At 71.5% G+C, this 16870-nt stretch carries 20 protein-coding genes; 11 read left to right on the forward strand and 9 right to left on the reverse strand.

Annotated features, from left to right (window positions below):
• Positions 1–558 precede the first annotated feature (558 nt).
• Positions 559–1149, reverse strand: a complete 591-nt coding sequence (locus ACFHWT_RS26760; protein ID WP_416597453.1) for a DUF1707 SHOCT-like domain-containing protein — start codon at positions 1147–1149, stop codon at positions 559–561.
• An 86-nt stretch (positions 1150–1235) separates the two neighbouring features.
• Positions 1236–2318 (reverse strand): MerR family transcriptional regulator, encoded by a 1083-nt coding sequence (locus ACFHWT_RS26765; protein WP_416597483.1) that lies wholly within the window; start codon positions 2316–2318, stop codon positions 1236–1238.
• 209 nt (positions 2319–2527) lie between these two features.
• On the opposite strand from ACFHWT_RS26765, the gene ACFHWT_RS26770 reads away from it, so the two are divergent.
• Positions 2528–3154, forward strand: a complete 627-nt coding sequence (locus ACFHWT_RS26770) for a DUF1349 domain-containing protein (protein ID WP_416597454.1) — start codon at positions 2528–2530, stop codon at positions 3152–3154.
• 32 nt (positions 3155–3186) lie between these two features.
• Here ACFHWT_RS26770 and ACFHWT_RS26775 read toward each other — a convergent pair whose 3' ends face one another.
• Positions 3187–3534 carry a hypothetical protein gene (locus tag ACFHWT_RS26775; protein ID WP_416597455.1) on the reverse strand — a complete coding sequence of 116 codons (348 nt, stop codon included), beginning with the start codon at positions 3532–3534 and terminating at the stop codon, positions 3187–3189.
• Positions 3535–3733: 199 nt separating this feature from the next.
• Between ACFHWT_RS26775 and ACFHWT_RS26780 the strand changes: the two genes are divergently transcribed.
• Positions 3734–4288, forward strand: coding sequence for a hypothetical protein (locus ACFHWT_RS26780; protein WP_416597456.1), 555 nt, complete (start codon positions 3734–3736; stop codon positions 4286–4288).
• A gap of 13 nt (positions 4289–4301) precedes the next feature.
• On the opposite strand, the gene ACFHWT_RS26785 is transcribed toward ACFHWT_RS26780, so the two are convergent.
• Positions 4302–4766: a DUF4345 domain-containing protein gene (locus ACFHWT_RS26785; protein WP_416597457.1), complete on the reverse strand. Its 465-nt coding sequence runs from the start codon at positions 4764–4766 to the stop codon at positions 4302–4304.
• Positions 4763–5584: an NAD(P)H-binding protein gene (locus ACFHWT_RS26790; RefSeq protein ID WP_416597458.1), complete on the reverse strand. Its 822-nt coding sequence runs from the start codon at positions 5582–5584 to the stop codon at positions 4763–4765. Before ACFHWT_RS26790 ends, ACFHWT_RS26785 begins: the two co-directional genes overlap by 4 nt.
• 256 nt (positions 5585–5840) lie before the next feature.
• Between ACFHWT_RS26790 and ACFHWT_RS26795 the strand changes: the two genes are divergently transcribed.
• The 5 genes from ACFHWT_RS26795 (at position 5841) to ACFHWT_RS26815 (ending at position 10662) form a co-directional block, all read left to right on the forward strand.
• Positions 5841–6782 carry an AraC family transcriptional regulator gene (locus ACFHWT_RS26795; protein WP_416597459.1) on the forward strand — a complete coding sequence of 314 codons (942 nt, stop codon included), beginning with the start codon at positions 5841–5843 and terminating at the stop codon, positions 6780–6782.
• A gap of 43 nt (positions 6783–6825) precedes the next feature.
• The gene (locus ACFHWT_RS26800; RefSeq protein WP_416597460.1) at positions 6826–7596 is read left to right on the forward strand and encodes an alpha/beta hydrolase; all 771 of its coding nucleotides are present in this window, start codon (positions 6826–6828) and stop codon (positions 7594–7596) included.
• Entirely contained in the window at positions 7593–8153 is a 561-nt protein-coding gene (locus ACFHWT_RS26805; protein WP_416597461.1) for a hypothetical protein, read from the forward strand. Before ACFHWT_RS26800 ends, ACFHWT_RS26805 begins: the two co-directional genes overlap by 4 nt.
• Before the next feature lie 305 nt (positions 8154–8458).
• Complete coding sequence (locus tag ACFHWT_RS26810; RefSeq protein ID WP_416597462.1) at positions 8459–9424, forward strand: hypothetical protein; 966 nt, start codon at positions 8459–8461, stop codon at positions 9422–9424.
• 776 nt (positions 9425–10200) lie between these two features.
• The gene (locus tag ACFHWT_RS26815) at positions 10201–10662 is read left to right on the forward strand and encodes a hemerythrin domain-containing protein (RefSeq protein ID WP_416597463.1); all 462 of its coding nucleotides are present in this window, start codon (positions 10201–10203) and stop codon (positions 10660–10662) included.
• Between the two features lie 67 nt (positions 10663–10729).
• Here the strand turns inward: ACFHWT_RS26815 and ACFHWT_RS26820 are convergent, their stop codons facing one another.
• From ACFHWT_RS26820 to ACFHWT_RS26830, 3 genes are all read right to left on the reverse strand, one after another.
• Positions 10730–11392, reverse strand: coding sequence for an SRPBCC family protein (locus tag ACFHWT_RS26820; RefSeq protein WP_416597464.1), 663 nt, complete (start codon positions 11390–11392; stop codon positions 10730–10732).
• A gap of 102 nt (positions 11393–11494) precedes the next feature.
• A complete protein-coding gene (locus tag ACFHWT_RS26825; RefSeq protein ID WP_416597465.1) occupies positions 11495–11647 on the reverse strand; it encodes a hypothetical protein in 153 nt (50 codons plus the stop codon).
• A 151-nt stretch (positions 11648–11798) separates the two neighbouring features.
• Entirely contained in the window at positions 11799–12188 is a 390-nt protein-coding gene (locus tag ACFHWT_RS26830; RefSeq protein ID WP_416597466.1) for a hypothetical protein, read from the reverse strand.
• Between the two features lie 149 nt (positions 12189–12337).
• Here ACFHWT_RS26830 and ACFHWT_RS26835 point away from each other — a divergent pair, with 149 nt between their 5' ends.
• Positions 12338–12517, forward strand: coding sequence for a DUF6767 domain-containing protein (locus ACFHWT_RS26835; protein ID WP_278171340.1), 180 nt, complete (start codon positions 12338–12340; stop codon positions 12515–12517).
• Between the two features lie 4 nt (positions 12518–12521).
• Here the strand turns inward: ACFHWT_RS26835 and ACFHWT_RS26840 are convergent, their stop codons facing one another.
• The gene (locus ACFHWT_RS26840) at positions 12522–13274 is read right to left on the reverse strand and encodes a Type 1 glutamine amidotransferase-like domain-containing protein (RefSeq protein WP_416597467.1); all 753 of its coding nucleotides are present in this window, start codon (positions 13272–13274) and stop codon (positions 12522–12524) included.
• A gap of 148 nt (positions 13275–13422) precedes the next feature.
• Here ACFHWT_RS26840 and ACFHWT_RS26845 point away from each other — a divergent pair, with 148 nt between their 5' ends.
• From ACFHWT_RS26845 to ACFHWT_RS26855, 3 genes are read left to right on the forward strand one after another with little or no spacing between them, the layout of a single operon-like run.
• Entirely contained in the window at positions 13423–14442 is a 1020-nt protein-coding gene (locus ACFHWT_RS26845; protein ID WP_416597468.1) for a sugar transferase, read from the forward strand.
• Complete coding sequence (locus ACFHWT_RS26850; RefSeq protein WP_416597469.1) at positions 14435–16039, forward strand: lipopolysaccharide biosynthesis protein; 1605 nt, start codon at positions 14435–14437, stop codon at positions 16037–16039. The genes ACFHWT_RS26845 and ACFHWT_RS26850 overlap by 8 nt, the downstream gene beginning before the upstream one ends.
• Positions 16036–16869, forward strand: coding sequence for a class I SAM-dependent methyltransferase (locus tag ACFHWT_RS26855; RefSeq protein ID WP_416597470.1), 834 nt, complete (start codon positions 16036–16038; stop codon positions 16867–16869). The genes ACFHWT_RS26850 and ACFHWT_RS26855 overlap by 4 nt, the downstream gene beginning before the upstream one ends.
• The last annotated feature ends 1 nt before the right edge of the window (position 16870 follow it).

The following is a 16870-nucleotide window of genomic DNA, read 5'->3' on the forward strand; positions in this document are numbered from 1 at the left end:
CACGTACCACGCGCTGGTGTCGACCGTCGCTGCCGATGCCGCGGTCGTCGTCAGCGCGACGAGGCCGCCGCCGACCAGGACCGCTGCGGTCGCCGCCGCGATGCGACGGGTCCATTTCCGGTCGGTGGTCCGACCGGCCTGGGCTGTTACTGCCACGTCTTCCTCCGTCACCGCGGGCCAGGCAGTCGGCCGCACACCTGGCGGCACCACCCGGCCCGCTGGCCACTGTAGGCCTAGCCAGTGAGCGTTAACATGCGGCCCCACCAGCCCGGTTGGCAGAGCTGGCACCCGGTCGGGGCAGCGGCAGCCGACTCACTCCCGGTCGCGCCCCAACAGGTGTTCCATCGACTGTGAACGATAACACCACGGTCGTCAAGAGGTAACAGGCGTGTTTCGTGCCGCCGAGGCAGTGACGGTCACCCGGCTGACGTTTCGCTCGGGCGGCGGCAACGTTTCACCAGCCCAGTGCTGGACGGTGAGCACCCGACGAGCCACTGCTGTTATCGATAACATCGTCCATCTACGATGCAGGCGGGAGCTCGGCGGCGGACCCGCCAGCTACCAACGCCACCGCCAGAACCGGTACTCGTACCGCACCGACAAGGTGCCGGCGGCGGTGCTGCCGGTGATGACAACGTGTGGGGCCGTCGCGCCCGGCTCCGGCACCGCCGGCACCTTCACCCGTGCCGAGCCCGCCGACGTGGTCACCCCGTCGATGTTCGCGGTCGCTCCGCGCGGCAGCACGATGGTCGCCGACCCGGCCTGGGTGAAGAGCTCGATCTCCACTATCCGGTGGCCGAAGACGGCATGTCGCATGTCCAGCAGCACCGAACCCGCCTTCGCGAGAACCACGAGCCGCCGCGGCACACTCCATCGACCGGTACGCCGCAACTGCCCCGCCTGGCTGCGCAGCTCGACCACATCGGCGGCGGTGACCGAGGCGACCGGGTCGACCGCGGGCAAATCGGCGACGAAGGGTTCCACGTCGCCGAAGGTCCGCGCCCGCAACACCGCGTCCACCCGGTCGGAGAACTCGGCGAGCGTCAGTCGGCCCTCGGCGACGGCCGCGTTCAACCGGGCGACGACCGCTTCCCGGTCCGCATCGGACATCCGCAGTTCCCGCCGCGACGGCACGACCTCGCCACTCATCCGACCACTCTACGACGCGTCTGCCCACCCCCGGTCGCCCGCGGCGCGGTCCGCCCCGGGGCGCCCCGGGGCGGACCGCGCCGACGTCAGTGCCGGATCGGCATCAGCAGCGAACAGCTCCGGTCGTCGCCGGGCAGCCGCACGGCCAGTGGCCGGATCGGCCCGTCCAGGTCCAGCACCAGCTGGCCGCCGCCGACGGCGGCCACCGCCTGCAGCAGGAACTCCCGGTTCACCGCGACATACCGATCCGGCGAGGCGTGCCAGGCGGCCTCATCGACGCATTCGACGGTGCCGTCGTCGGTCGCCGCCAGCACCGCGACCGGGTGGGCGACGCCGAAGTGTTCGCGTACCACCGCCGGGGCCCAGCCCGGCTCCAGCGCCCGGCGTAGCGCGGCCGCGTCGACGGCGAGTTCCTGCCGACCCCCGGTGCCCCGGGCCGGCAGTAGCGCCCGGTAGTCGGGAAAGTCGACGGTCAACGGCTCGACAGCGATCCGCCAGCCGGGTGCCACTGCTTCCGCCCGGTCCGGGCCGAGGGTCAGCTCCACCTGCGGATTGCGGTCCAGCTGGCTACGGACGCCGTCGACGAAGGCACCGGGCAGCAGGACCGACACCGCCGGCCCGTCGACCGCCGTCGGCGCGAGTTCGGCGTACGCCAACCGAAACCGGTCGGTCGCGGCGAACCGTGCGGCATCGGCGGAGACCTCGACGTGCACCCCGGCCAGGGCGGGAATCTCGGGGTCGGTGCCGACGGCGAACCGTACGGCGTCCAGCGCGCCGGCCAGGTCGGCGGCGTCGACGGTGACCCGGGTCGTGGTAGTGGTCATGGTGGTCAGGTTCTCCTCGGCATCGAGCAGGGCGTGGACGCGGGAGAGCTTCCGGCGGGCATCGGCGAGCCCGTCGACCAGGCGCAGCAGGTGTACGTCGAGCAGCCGGCGGGCCACCGTGACGTCGGGCAACGCCCGGACCGCCTCGGTGATCTCGGCCAGCGGCAGACCGACCCGGCGCAGCCCGGCCAGCAGCCGGGCGGCGCGCAGTTGGTCCGTGGCGTACCACCGGTAGCCGGTGTGCGGGTCCACCGCGGCCGGCACCAGCACGCCGGCGGCGTCGTAGAACCGCAGCGCGCTGACGGTGAGTCCGCTGGCGCGGGCCGTCTCGCCGATGCTGTGCATGTCGCTCTCCACGTCCATGGACTCTGCGGCCTCGACCAGGTCGAGGGTCAAGGCCGACCGCGCGTCGAGGCCAGTCGAGGGTCAGGCCGGCCGGGCGGCGGAGCCGGCGGGCCGGGCCAACGGCGGGATACCCGGCCGTGGCAGCATTGCAGTTCCAACCAGGTCGATGTCCCGCGTCCGACGAGACCGAGTGCCCCGCTGGAGGCAGGATGACCCCGCAGGCCCCTCCGCCACCCGCGATCGCCGGGCTGCCGCCGCTCGCCTGGCAGCACCCGCCGGCGGCGACGGATCATCACGCCGGCCGGCAAACCCTTTCGCTCACCGCCGGCGCCCGCACCGACTGGTTCGTCGACCCGGTCGGCGAGTACCGCACCCACAACGCCCCGGCGCTACTGTTCGACTGCCCGGACGGCGAGTTCGCGCTCTCCGCCCGGGTCACGGTCGACTTCACGGCCGCGTTCGACGCCGGCGTGCTGTGCCTGCGCATCGACGAGGAACACTGGGCGAAGCTGTGCTTCGAGTATTCACCGCAGCGCCGGCCGATGGTGGTGACCGTGGTGACCAACGGCACCTCCGACGACGCCAACGCGGTCACCGTCGAGGTGTCCACCGTCCATCTCCGGGTGCTACGCAAAGGGTCGGCGTACGCGTTCCACTACGCGCTCGACGGCTTGTCCTGGCAGTTCGCCCGGCTGTTCCGGCTGACCGGCGCCGCCGACGCGCCGACCCGGGTCGGCTTCCTCGCCCAGTCACCCACCGGTGACCGCTGCACCGCCACCTTCGAACAGATCAGCCTGGTCGACGTGGTCCCCGACGATCTACGCGGTGGGCAGTGACCGGGACGGTGGTCCCGGACCGGCCGGCCGAGTCACGCATCGACGAGCTGGTCAGCGAGTCGGCCGACCACAGCCGACGGGGCGACTGGTCGACGGCGGTCCGCAGCCAGCGGCAGGCCGTCGACCTGGTTGGCGAGCTGGTCAACGACGCGCCGGACGATGTGTCCCGGCGGGCCGGGCTGGGTGGGCTGTACTACCGGCTCGGCGCGCTGCACCTCGCCGACCGGGACCCGGCGGCGGCGGTGGCGGCGCTGGACGACGCGGTACGCACGTACGCCGGGCTGGTCGGCGCCGCGCCCGACGCCGCGACGCTGGCACCGGACGGTGACCCGCAGCTCGCGATCGCCGCAGCCAATGCGGCACTGGGCTACTACGGCCACGCCGACCCGGCCGACGAGAGCGACGCGGGCGGGGACGGGTCGGACGGCACCGTCGACAGTGGGTACGTACCCAGCGCAGCGGTGGTGTCGGCGCTGCTGAACTTCGTCGCCGGCCGCGTCGTCGAGAGCTTCTTTCCGGCCGGCGGTAATCGCCGCCGGCCTGCCGCCAGGCCAGGCGCGGCAGGCGCTGGAGGCCGAGTTGCAAGTGGTCGACGGGCTGCTCTCGATGGCCGGCGGACCGGTGCCGTTTCCACCGGAGATGGGCCGCAGCCTGGCGCAGCTGGTGCTGCCGACCGTACGGAACCGAGGCCTGCTGTGGGTGCCGGCGGACGACTGGCTGGACCGGGCGGCCCAGCCGACGCTGACAGCGGTGCTGCAGCGGCACCCCGCCGGAGCCGGGCAGGCGACGCCGCTGGGGACGGCGACGTCGCGCAGCGATCCGGCGTCGCTCTGGACCACCTCGATGCGCTGGCTGTCCGGGCTGCCGTTGCAGGCGGCAGTGCAGCTGGCTACGACCGCCGTCGATGTGCTGCGCACGGCGTCGGTGTACGCCGACGGACGGCGGCTGGCGCTGGCCGCGCACGCGTTGCTCGCCAGCGCGTACCGGGCCGTCCCTGGCCGGCCACCGCCGGACCCGGCGGCGTACCTACCGGTCTGGCAGCGGCTGCTCGAGGTGGCCACCGACAGCTGCCGGGCGTCCGGTGACCACGCGCTCGCCGACGACTTCGACGCATGGCGCGCCCGGTTACGGTGACCGGGCGCGCGACTCAGCGACGGTTGACCGTCGGCGGCGGACCGGGTGGGGTCCGGTGCACGACGTATCCGCAGGCCGTGCCGAGGACCAACTCGGCGACAGCGGCGGCGACCAGACCGGTGGCCGGCATCCCGTCCAGAGCGATGCTAAGCAGCCGGGACAGTCCGTACGCCAGATAGACGGTCGCGCCGATCAGTGCCGCGGCGAAGGTCAGCCGGCGGACGAACGCCCCGAGGGTGACCAGGATCCCGGTGGCCAGCAGCGCCCCGCCGGCCGCCCGGGTCTCGCTGAGCAGACTGCTGTTGCCGGCGAAGTCGATGCCGTTGCCGGCGTGGAAGGCGTCCGGTGCGGTCAGGACCGCGCCCCCGATACCGACCACGACCAGGCCGGCGACGACGAGAATGACCTGCTGACTGCGGCTGTGGGTGCCGCTGCGGCGGTGGGGCGCGTCCGGCACTGGGCCGGCGACGGTGGTCACTGTTGCCACGCCCCGGCGGCGGCTGCCTGCCGGCAGAAGGCGGCGAAGTCCCGCGGCGCGCGGCCCAGCGCCCGCTCGACGCCGTCACCGAGCGACGCGTTACGCCCGTCGAACACCTCGACACACAGGTCAGTGAGCAGCCGCGCGTAGTCCGGCCCGACCTGCGACACCAGGGCGAGATGGAACTGCTCGGCGGTGACCGGCAGGTAGCTGACAGCCTGGCCGCTGGCCGCGGCGATCTCCGCCGCCGCCTGCGCGAAGGTGAGCAGACGCGGCCCGGTGACGTCGTACGTCCGGCCGTCGTGCCGGCGGTCGGTGAGCACCGCCACCGCGACGTCGGCGACGTCGTCGACGTCCACGAACGGCTCGGCCACCTCGCCGGCGGGCAGGGCCACCGTCCCGGCCAGGACCGGGCCGAGCAGGTGTCCTTCGGTGAAGTTCTGGTTGAACCAGCTGGCCCGCACGATGCCGTAGGTCAGCCCGGAATCGGCGACGATCGCCTCACAGCGGCCGGCGTTGGTCTCGCCCCGGCCGGAGAGCAGGACCAATTTGCGGACACCGGCGTCGCGGGCGGCGGCGGTGAACTTCTCGACCACGGTGGGCGCTTCGGGTGCGGCGAGGTCCGGGTAGTACGACAGGTATGCGGCGTCCACCCCGTGCAGCGCGGCGGGCCAGCTGGCCGGCTCCGCCCAGTGGAACGGCTGCTCGCCCTGGCGGCTGGCCCGGACCACCGGGTGGCCGAGCGTGGTGAGCTGGTCGGCGATGCGCCGACCGGTCTTGCCGGTCGCCCCGGTGACGAGCACTGACGGTCGTGACATGGCGTGGGAACTCCCGTTCGGTCTGAGGTGTCGCGGACCGGCTTCCACCGCCCGCTGCTGGCCACCGCCCGGGTCGATGAATCTGGTCCGACTCGGGCAGGTTTCGCCTTGTCGACCAGCCTGCCGGGAGGACGTCGGCGGAACAATGATTCTGATTCCTGACTTCTTTGCTCATCGTCCAGATCTGTGGACGTTCGGCAAACCATCCGGGAAGCTGGGCAGGGTGTGGACGACACCCAGTTGCGCGATCCCGGCGATGAGCGACCCGCTCGGCGAGACCCTGCACATGTTCCGGCTGACCGGCACCCTCTACTGCCGGGCCGAGTTGACCGCCCCGTGGGGCATCGACGTGCCGGCCCTGCCGGGCTGCATGACGTTGCAGGTGGTCACCGCCGGCCGGTGCTGGCTGGAGGTGGGCGACGCCGAGCCGTACCTGATCGGGCCGGGCAGTCTGACGCTGATCCCGGACGGTGTCCCGCACCGGTTCCGCAGCGCCCCGGACGCGTCGGCGCGGCCGTTGTTCGACATCCCGGTGCAGCAGCTCAGCGACCGCTACGAGATCATGCGGCACGGGGGCGGCGGCGAGCTCACCCAGGTGACGTACGCGGTGCTGCGCCCAGACCACGTCGCCGCCCGGCGGTTGATCGCCCAGCTGCCGCCGGTGCTGCATCTCGACCGGTTCGACGACGACGAGTCGGGGTGGCTGCACAGCACGTTGCGGCTGGTCGCCCGGGAGGCCCAGGCACTGCAGCCGGGCGGTGAGACGATGCTGACCCGGCTGGCCGACGTACTGGTGATCCAGGCCATCCGGTCCTGGTTGGACGCCGCTCCGGAGGCACGCCAGGGTTGGCTGGCCGCGCTACGCGACGACCAGATCGGCCGGGCGCTGACCGCGCTGCACCGCGAGCCGGACCGGGACTGGACGGTCGGCACCCTGGCTCAGCAGGCCGGCATGTCCCGGTCTGCGTTCGCCGCCCGGTTCACCGAGCTGGTCGGCGAACCGGTGATCCGCTACCTGGCGACCTGGCGGCTGCAGCTGGCCCACGACCATCTGCAGCACTGCGCCGACCCGCTGCCGGTGGTCGCCCGCCGGTTCGGCTACCAGTCGGAGGCGGCGTTCTGCCGGGCCTTCAAACGGGCGTACGGGGTACCGCCGGGCCAGGTTCGTCGGGGAGGGCGCAGCGCCGGGAACGACTGACCCGACGGGAGGCCGCCGTCCGGCGAACCGGCACACTGGGCGGATGGCACACCTGCGGGTCGACTTCTACTCCGACGTACTGGAGCAGGCCACCTCGATGACCGTCCTGCTACCCCAGCACACCAGTACCCGGATCGGCGCTCCGGCGCGGGCCGGCGACGCCGATCCCCCGGTGCTCTATCTGCTGCACGGGCTCACCGACGACGCCACCGCCTGGACCCGGTACAGCTCCATCGAGCGGTACGCCGAGGAGCGTGGGCTGGCCGTGGTGATGCCCCAGGTGCACCGCAGCATGTACGCCGACGAGGTGCACGGAGCACCGTTCTGGACCTTCCTGTCCACCGAACTGCCGGCCGTGGTCGACTCGTTCTTCCGGGTCTCCCGACGGCGGGAGGACACCTTCGTCGCGGGCCTGTCGATGGGCGGGTACGGGGCGTTGCGCTGGGCACTGCGCCAGCCGCAACGGTTCGCGGCGGCGGCCAGCCTGTCCGGTGTACTCGACGTGGCCGCCCGCCAGCACGGGCCGTCGGTGTCCGCCACCGACCCGCTGATGCGGCGGGTCTTCGGCGAGCAGGACATCGCCGGCAGCGACGACGACCTGCTCGCGGTGCTCGCCCGGGCCGACCCGGCGGCGTTGCCGCAGCTCTGGTTGTGCTGTGGCACCGAGGACGTGCTGTACCCGGACAGTGTCCGGTTCCGCGACGCCTGCGCGGCCCGGGGCGTCCCGCTCACCGTCGACTTCGGACCCGGCGGTCATCTGTGGAGCTACTGGGATGCCAAGATCCGGGACGTACTCGCCTGGCTGCCGCTGTGATTGACGGCGCCGACGCGGCGCGAGTGGCCGCCGGACTGGGCGATCAGTTGGCCATGCTGACCTTCACCGATCTCGGCACCGAACAGGTCACCAGGACGATCATCGACGCCGTGGTGCGGTGGGGTGCCGGGCAGGGCTGGCGGGTGTACCGGCGGGCGGCCAGCGTACTGCCGCTGCCGCCGCCGATGCACGGCCGGCACTCGGTCGTCGACGTGGCCTGTGCCCGACCCGGCGCGCCGCCGCTGGTGATCGAGGTGGACCACACCGACCGGCACCGTACGGTGAAGAAACTGCTCGCCGAGGCCGCTGCTGGCCGGGTGGCGATCTGGGTCCGATGGGGCAGCCGTGGCTTCACCGCCCCGCCCGAGCCGGTGCGAATGGTCACCCTGCCGGTCACCGTCCGAACGGCCACGGCGCGACCGGGCGTACGGTTGTTCAGCCGGCAGCCGGAGCGGCCGTTGGCACCGCCCAGTCACCGGCCCGGCCCCGTGGCTGCGGCCGGGCCTCCGTCGCCCCTGTTCGACCCGGCCGACGGTGAGCCGCCCGGCGGTGAATGACCGCCCGGCGGGCAGGTGCCGAACCATCCCGCTGCGGGGCACCGGGAACCGTCCCCCCGCTGCGGGTACCGGAGCCATCCCCGTTGTCCACGCTCTGACCACGTGAACCGGTCCCGGCACCCACAGATCGGGACACGGAGGCACGGTGGCTCACGCCCTTCCGCGCAGGAGCGGACCACGTCGGATCTCGCTGTGACCAGTCTCGGCCACCGTGAACGTCCGCAAAAGTCGCATCGCGTGACAGAATCTGGTGCTGATGTCACGGCGAGGACAAGGTGACTCGCCCAGGAAGGACGGTGACATCCGTGTCCGCTGTGGAGGTCAAGTCGGAGCTCCGCACCCTGCGGGCCGGTCGCGGCGTGTCGGCACCCGATCTGTCCGGTCGGCTCGGTGACCACCTGCGTACGCTCTGCGGCAACAGTGCGACGAACCGCGACGACGCGCCCGCCGAGTTGCGCGAGCGGGTGATAGCCGAGCTGAACAGCCAGGTCCGACGCCTGCCGGACGACATGGCGTTGGCGGCAAGGGTCGCGCTGGGGCTGCACCCGCAGGCGCAGGACGCGCACTTCCGTGGCCGGGTCGCCTGGCTGGCCCGACGGCTGGGTCGCGAGGACCGGACCGCGCTGCGCCGGATCAATGAAGCGGAAGTGCTGCTGGCCGAGGCGATCGGCCAGGAACTGGGCCGACGCAGCTCCAGCCCGGTCGGCGCCGGCTGGCACGTCGCCGGGCTGCGGGTGCTGGTCCGGCTGGACACCCCGACGATGGAGGCGTACGAGGAACGGCGAATCGTCGCCGACCGGGACGGCGTCGACGAGATCATGCTCGGCATGTCGCTGCCCTGCCCGCCCGGCAGCGACGGGCTCGACATCCGGGCAGACGTGCACTGGGGCGGGCGGCTGATCAGGCACGAACGACCGCTGCCGCAGCGGTCACAGTTGGTCGTGGGCCTGCCCCGGCCACTCGCCGCCGGTGAATCGTGCGACTTCAGTGTGGTCACCCGGCTGGGGCCGAGCCAGATCGCCTCACCGCACTACGTGCTGACGGCCACCCGACGGTGCCGACGGTTCGAGCTGCGAGTGAGATTCGACCCGGACCGGTTGCCCAAGTGGGTGCGGCGAGTGACCGGGGAGCCCGTTCGGTTACTGGACACACCGCAGCCCGGCAGCGAACTGCTGCAGCCGGACGCGGTCGGCGAGGTCTACACGGAATTCGACGATCCGGAACTGTATCTCGCGTACGGCATCCAGTGGTTTCCGGCACTTCAGCCGTGACGCAGGATCGGAACGGTCGAAACGGGTCAGTCGGTCTCCATCACGCATCACCTCCGCTGACGTCGACAGGCAGAATCCGGCGGAACTGCCATTGGCAGACAGCGATCAGCTGCGACTCTCCGGACGGGGTTGGGAATCGCGCCGATCAGACGGGACAGGTAGTGGTCGACAACGGTGACCCGGCATCGGCCCGGCAGGTGCCGGCAACCGACGCCAGGCGGTCGGGTTCCGACCAGGGTGTGACGCTGGCCGGGGTCTGCACACAGATGGACTGCACCGCGGACCGGCTGGGCCGGCGGCGGGCGCGGACACCAGGAACATCGCGAAACGCGACGAACCGCTGATTCCTCGTAGCCGGCTTCCGGCCACCGATAGGTCAGTTACCGCTGACCGAGGCTACGACAGCGCGATCTGGCCGGCACGGCCGTAGACCGCCAAGCGAAACAGCGTCGAATCGCCGGGCCGGGTCATCGGGCTATGAATGCACCGGGCTATGAATGCACGTGGCTCAAGGTTAATCATGATCTGTCTCCCCGTGAGTCGCCGTACAGTAACCTTATCACCGCCCACCAAGTTTGCCATCGTAAATACGGCGACAACCTGGTCACAGTCCTCTGTCCACAAGGCTGGCCGGTCCGGACAGGCCGGTCGGTCCGGGGCGACATCTGATAACCTCGCCGCAGCGTCGCGTGCCGGTGGCAGACCGTGTCAGGCATGGAGGCGCCGGACCGAAGGAAACACGACGTTGACGACCGTCGTCCCTTCGCCCTTCACCCGTGGGTGAGGGCGACGAAGCCAGGCTGGTGGCCTGGAGCCGCGAACTGCGCGGCGTACACAACCGGCTCCGCGAGGCGCTGACCGTCACCCGGGAGGCGTTGGCCGCCGGCCAGCCGGCGACCCGGGACCTGCTGCTGTTCTGTCACGGGTTCTGCGCCGCCCTGACCGCTCACCATGAGGGCGAGGACGGTCGACTGTTCCCGGCCATCGCCGCGCAGCATCCCGAGCTGCACGACACGCTACGCAACCTGCGGCAGGACCACTCGATGATCGCGTACCTGTTGGGCGGGCTGCAGGCCGCCGTGGCGCGGGCCGCGCCGCCCGACGAGCTGGACCGGCACCTGGAAGGCCTAGCCGCGATCATGGAGTCCCACTTCAGGTACGAGGAACGCCAACTGCTGACGGTGCTGGAGACGCTGGCGCTGGACGCGGACCCGGGCACCGTGCTGGGTCCGCTGTGACCCGACCGGCTGGACGTCGACCTGCTGCCGGCCGGCCGCGGCCCGACCGGCGGGACGCCGCCGCCCGTCAGCTCCGGCTGCCCGGCGGGACCCGACCCCGGTTGCGGCGGGCGAGCCGGCCCGGCAACGCCCGGCGGGCGACCGGTCCCAGGTCGTCGACGACGTCGACCAGCATCGCCAACTGTTCCAACGCGGCCAACGCGTCGTCGGCACCGGACCGGTCGACCCCTTCGTAGAGCTCCAGACCGATGAAGCCGGCGGCGACGGCGCGGGCCAGTGATCCCGAAGCGTTGCCGCAGTCGCGGGTGCAGCCGGTCGACCAGGCGGTGGCCCAGCCGAAGGCGGGACGGAGGATCCGGTCGGCAGGCGGGCCGAGACGACCCCAACCGAGCGTGTAGTCGTAGCCGGTCCAGAACCGGACGCCGTTGGGGGTCGGCTGGTAGCGCCAGAAGCCGTGGCCGGCACGGATCAGCGACAGCTTGTGGTCGCAGGTGAACCGCAACGCGGAGGTCGTGGAGCCGTCCGGCCGGCGGCGCTCGCCGGTGGACTGTCCGGTGCCGGCGACGGTCAGGCCGGGCAGCAGCCGGGTGGTGTAGCGGAACCGCCCCTGCGACCCGTACGGCTCGATCCGGGTGAAACGCAGGTCACACCGGGCGTGCCGGGCCGGGTCCTGGGTGTACCGCCACACCTGGTCGACCGGGGCCTGGATCAGCGTCTCGATGTACAGCACGCCAGACCTCCCTGGTTTGAGCGAATGCTCAACTGAGAGGTTGGCACGAGTTTTGAGCAGTCGCTCAAATGATCGGTGGCCGCGCTGACCTGCGGGCGGTGATCAGCCGGCCGGGGCCCACGGACTGACCGCGACCCGGCCGGTGGTGCCGATGTCGAGGCCGCCGTCGAGCTCCAGCACCTGCGCAGGTACGCCCGCAGCCGGCGCCACGGACAGGAAGGTGCCGTGCGTCGGCGGCACCCGTACGTCGTCCACTTTGTTGCGCCAGACCAGGACCGCGCCGGCCCGCTCGCCGGGCCGGGTGCCGGATCGTTGTCCGGTGGCTGCGAACCCGGTTGCGGCAACTGACCGGCACAGCCGGCGAGCAGCACCGCGGTCAGCAGCAGTGCACCGGCCCGTCGGCGGATCACCGGTCGCCCGTCTGGTTCCCGGAGACAGGCTCGTCGCCGTCGCCGTCCCCGCCGTCCTCGTCGAACGGTTCGTCGCTCCACCGCCACCAGGCCTCGTCGCCCTCGACGTGCAGCAGGAACTCCGGCACCGCCACCCCGTCCGGGTCGATCAGCACGACCGCCGCCCGCACCTGCTGGTACGCCCGTTCCCAGGCGCCGTCGTCCGGACCGTCCTCGACAACCCGCATCGCCCGCAGCTCCGCGTCGAAGATCGGCCGCAGCGGCGCGAACGCCTCGATCGGCCGGAGGGTGGCGTACAACCAGGGGAAGTCACCGTCGGTCACCGCCAAATCGGCCAGCAGCACGCCGTCGTGGTCGCGCAGCGACCAGCTCGCCCCGAATCCCATGCCGCCCGCCTCTTTCGCCGCGCGTCGCCGTCGGCACAGTAGTACGGCCGGGCACCTACGGTGGACGTCCGGTCCCGGGCCTGAGGTCCGGCCTACCGGGTGCCGTCCGGCCCTGCCGCCGGCCCGGGTCGGCGCGGGACAGTACAGGTATGACAGCGCGAGTGCACCACCGACGCCCCGAGGCGAAATGCCCGATCCGGCCGGGCGAGCCCTGCACGCTGTGCCTGCCCGGTGCCACCGGTCCGGCCGACTGCGGCCTCGTCTACCTGGTGATGAGCGACGACGAACTCCGCGCCGGGCTGCACGAGAACCGCCGGGTCGCGGCCTAGCGGATCACCTCCGCTGGCCGGCGCCGATCGGGCGGGTCGGGATCGACCGCTCCACCACTGTCCCGTGCCGTTCGCCCGGCTCTACCCGGTACGCCCCGGCACCGGGCAGGCTGCTGACCGCCTCAACCAGCTCGGTACCGACGTAGTGCAGGCCGACGCCGTCGTCGGTGGCGTACCCGGCCGGCAGGTCGCCTGCCGCGACGCACTCCAGGTACCGCCTCCGACGCGGCTGGTCCGCCAGGTCGTGGTGCACGCCGTTGCTGTACGGCAACAACCCCAACGTCTCGGTGACCGGGTCGAGCCGCTCGGAGAACGAGTCCGTCACCCCGCCGGTGTGCCAGCAGATGCTGCCGGCGCTGCCCCCGCCCAGCACCACGCCGGCCGCCCAGCACTCGCGGAGGATGGCGTCGACCCGGTGCGCCCGCCACACGGCGAGCAGATTCACGACGCTTCCGCCGGTCACCCAGATCAGCTGCTGATCGCGCAGGAACGCCCCGACGTCGTCGACGTTCGGCCGAGGAAACAGCTGCAGGTGGGACGGGATCACCTGCTCGGCGTCCCTGACGGCCGCGTAGAAGGACTCGATCACCTCAGGCTGGTCACCGGTGGCGGTCGGCACCAGGCAGACCTTCGCCACCGGCACACCGGTCAACGAGATCGCGTGGTCGAGCAGTGCGCTGCGTCGCGGAACCGGTTCACCCACCGGCGGATGCAGGATGCCGGAGACGGCGAAGATCTGACGACTGGGCCGGGGCACCTGCCCATCATGCAGGAACAGCGCTGCCCGCAAGGAATGACTCAAGCCTTTTCTAGCTATACGCGGCCTCTAGGCAGTCGAGTGAGATATATAGTGCTTCCATCCGATTTGAGGAGTTAACGGCCCAGAGCTGGTTTGGAGTACACGCATGCCGAGTCACGGGGACGCGTCGGCGCCGGCTTCCGTCCTGCCTGGCACCGATCGGCGTATCGCGTCTCGGACGCCGAACGGTAGAGCTGGCCGCCGGCACTCCGACAGACCGGCCGGCGGCCGGGGCGGACGGGTCCTGGTCCTCGAGCACGACGGACCCGAGAGCCCGGCGGACCGGCTCGACCAGGAATTCGATGTCGCGCTCCGGCTGCGTGGGCCGGTAGACCTGGAGGCACTGCCAGCCGTACTCGCTCAATACCAGCCAAAGCTGCTGCTGCTGAAGCAATCCCTGGACGCCGCCGATGTACGGCTGATCGCCGCCTGTCGCGCCCACCGGGTGCCGATCCTCGTGCTCGCCCGACCGGTGTACGGACTTCTCCGGCCGGCTCGCCTGCGGCGGTACGGCGGGCTGCCCTGGTTCCAACTGCGTTCCGGTCCATTGACGACCGCAGACATGTGGGCGAAGAGAGGGCTCGACCTCATCTTGATCTTGCTCGCGGCGCCGCTGCTCGTTCCCCTGCTGCTACTCGCCGGCGCGGCGGTGGCCGTGACCGGCCCCCCACTGTACGTGCAGACCAGGGTAGGGGCCGGTGGCCGGCTCTTCCGACTGGTCAAGTTCCGAACGATGCACGTCGACGCGGAGTCTGCCACAGGGCCGACGTTGGCCGCTGCCGACGACGACCGGATCACCAGACTTGGCCGTTTGCTCCGGCGTACCCGCCTCGACGAGCTTCCGCAGTTGTGGAACGTCCTCCGGGGTGAGATGAGCCTGGTGGGTCCGCGGCCCGAACGGCCCGAGTTCGTCGGTGAGCTGTGCCGGCTTCAGCACTACCACCTGCGTCACCTCAGCCGACCAGGGCTGACCGGCATCGCGCAGCTGACCGGCGGCTATGGGGCGACGGCCGAGGACAAACTTCGGTGTGACCTGCTGTACCTGCACTGCCGGTCACTGCGCCTGGACCTGGGACTGCTCCTGCTCACCATCGTGGAACTCTGCCGGGGATTCCCCCGTGGTTAGCCTGTCGACCCGGACCGGCCGCCGGGTGGCCCGCAACACCGCCAGTCTGCTGGGCGGTCGACTGATCGTCACCGCAGTCGGGCTGGTGACGCTGCCCCTGGTGTATCAGCACCTCGGCAGCCAGGAGTTCGGTGTCTGGGTCCTGCTCTGCGCAGTCGTCGCCGTCCTGGCCATCATCGACCTGGGCCTCGGCTCGGCGATGGTACGTGAAGTCGCGCGGGACGACGGCGACTCGTCGTCCCGGCGGCTACGCGCCACGCTGGCCCTTGGCCTGGTCTGGGCGGTGTGCCTCGCCGTACTGGCAACGGCCCTACTGACCGTCTCCTGGCCCTGGGTCGGCCGGTTGTTGCAGCTGGGTGAGCTCGCCGGTGAGGCACGTCGAGCGATGTTGTGGTTGCTGTTGTCACTGTTCCTCGGCGGCGTCGAACTGCCGTGGCGCGCGGTTCTGGAGGGCACCCAGCGGCACGGCACGGCGGCCTGGATCGGTGCCGGAGCCGCGCTGGTGGGCGGTGTGCTGACGGTCGGTCTGTTGCGAATCGGCGGTGGGCTGGTAGGCCTGGCCGCCGTCACCGCCCTGGCCAGCGGCCTGCGGACCGGACTGACTATCCTGACCGCCCACCGGTACTGCCCGGCCTACACCCCGCGGGTTCCCGACATCCGCCGCGAGGATCTGCGCGTCGTCCGCGGCTACGGCCTCCGGGTGCAGGCCACGAGCGCCTCGGGTGTGGTCAACACGGAGCTCGATCGGTTCGTACTGAGTGGCTTCTTCACCCCGGCCACCGCAGGGCACTTCGACCTGGGTGCCCGGCTGCTGAACCTGCTCCGACTCCCCCCGGGGTTCGCGCTCCTCGCGCTCTTTCCGGTCGCTGTCGCGGGCGCGGCCGACCCTGGCTGGCTCAACCGGTTCTACCTGCGAACGACGTGGCGTCTCGCCGCTTTTCTCGCACCGTGCACCGCCGCCGTCGTGGTGGCCGCCGACCCCCTGGTCCGACTCTGGATCGGCGCCCAGGTGCCCTGGGCGGCGACGAACCTCGCGGTACTGGCTCCCGCGTACGCGGTCAACCTGGTGCTCGGCGCGGCGACGATCGTGGCCCGGGCGGAGGGACGCCCGGGTCTCGAGACGCGGTACGTCCTGCTGTCGGTCCTGCTCAACCTTGGTACGACGGTCCCCCTCATCTGGTTGTACGGCCCGGTCGGCGTACCGCTCGCCACCGCGGCCGCGATCCTGCTCTCGTCGGGCTATTTCCTGTGGTACTTCCACCGCAGCACGGCTCGGCCGCTGACGCCGGTGCTACGGATCCTCGGCTGGACGGCCGCCGCCGCTGTCGTCGCGGCGGCCGTCGGCGGTCTCGTGTCGCCGCACCTGCCGGACGGCGACGGACGGCTGGGCGCTGCGCTCGCGGTGTGCTGCAGAACCGGCATCACGCTGCTGGTCGCGACGTTCCTGGTGGCCGGCGTGCGATGGTTCCGCCCCACGATCGACGGTCGCGCACCAGATCCGGCGGACCGCACGGCGGCCCAGGTGCATCCATGTGTCGATGCGGAGATTGCCGTTCGCACCGGAGCACCGTTGACCGACGAAGTTGGCAACCGATGAGCCCCCGTCGCGCCTCCTGCCTGGTCTGCGGTCCGGGACCGGTCGACGAAGCCATCCTCGGAGGACGGCTACGGCAATGTCTGGCCTGCGGCTTCGCCTGGACGGTCGGCGCGGCCGATCCGACACCGGACCTCTACGACGACACGTACTTCGAAGGCGGCGGCTACGAGGACTACTTCCTGCCGGGGCCGCGCCGGTTCGAAGCCAGCCGGCGGTTGCGCTGGCTGCACTCCACGGTCCGGCCGAAGTCCCTGCTCGAGGTCGGACCAGCGGGCGGGTTCTTTCTGGAGGCTGCCCGAAAGTGCGGCATCGACGTGTACGGCGTCGAGGTCTCCGCAGCGGCGACCCGGTACGCCCGCGACCGCCTCAATCTGCCGGTTCAGCAGGGTAGCTTCGAATCCGCGACGCTGCCCGACCGAGTCGACGCGGTCTGCGCCTTCCACGTACTCGAACACGTCAGGGATCCCTGGCAGTTCCTGCGTGCCGCGCGGGCGGCGCTGCGTCCCAGGGGCGCGTTGGTGCTCGAGGTTCCCAACATCGCCTCGGCTGCGGCCCGGCTGCTCGGCGAGCGCTGGCCCGGGTTGCAGCCCGAGTACCACCGTTGGCACTTCACCCCCAACTCACTGGCGCACCTGGTGACGATGGCCGGGTTCCGGGTGCTCCGGCAGGACACCACGGTGTTCCGCTACTACATGCCGCTCCGGTATCAGCTACGGCACGCCCACCGGCTGCTGCCATCGGACTGGTCGGCGACCCGCTCGCTGCGGCTGGTCCATCCACGACAAGGCGACCTGGTCCGTCTGGTGGCGAAAGCGACGGACGGCGAGTGAC

The organism is Micromonospora sp. LOL_021, assembly GCF_048060215.1.
In the GTDB taxonomy this organism is placed as follows: domain Bacteria; phylum Actinomycetota; class Actinomycetes; order Mycobacteriales; family Micromonosporaceae; genus Micromonospora_E.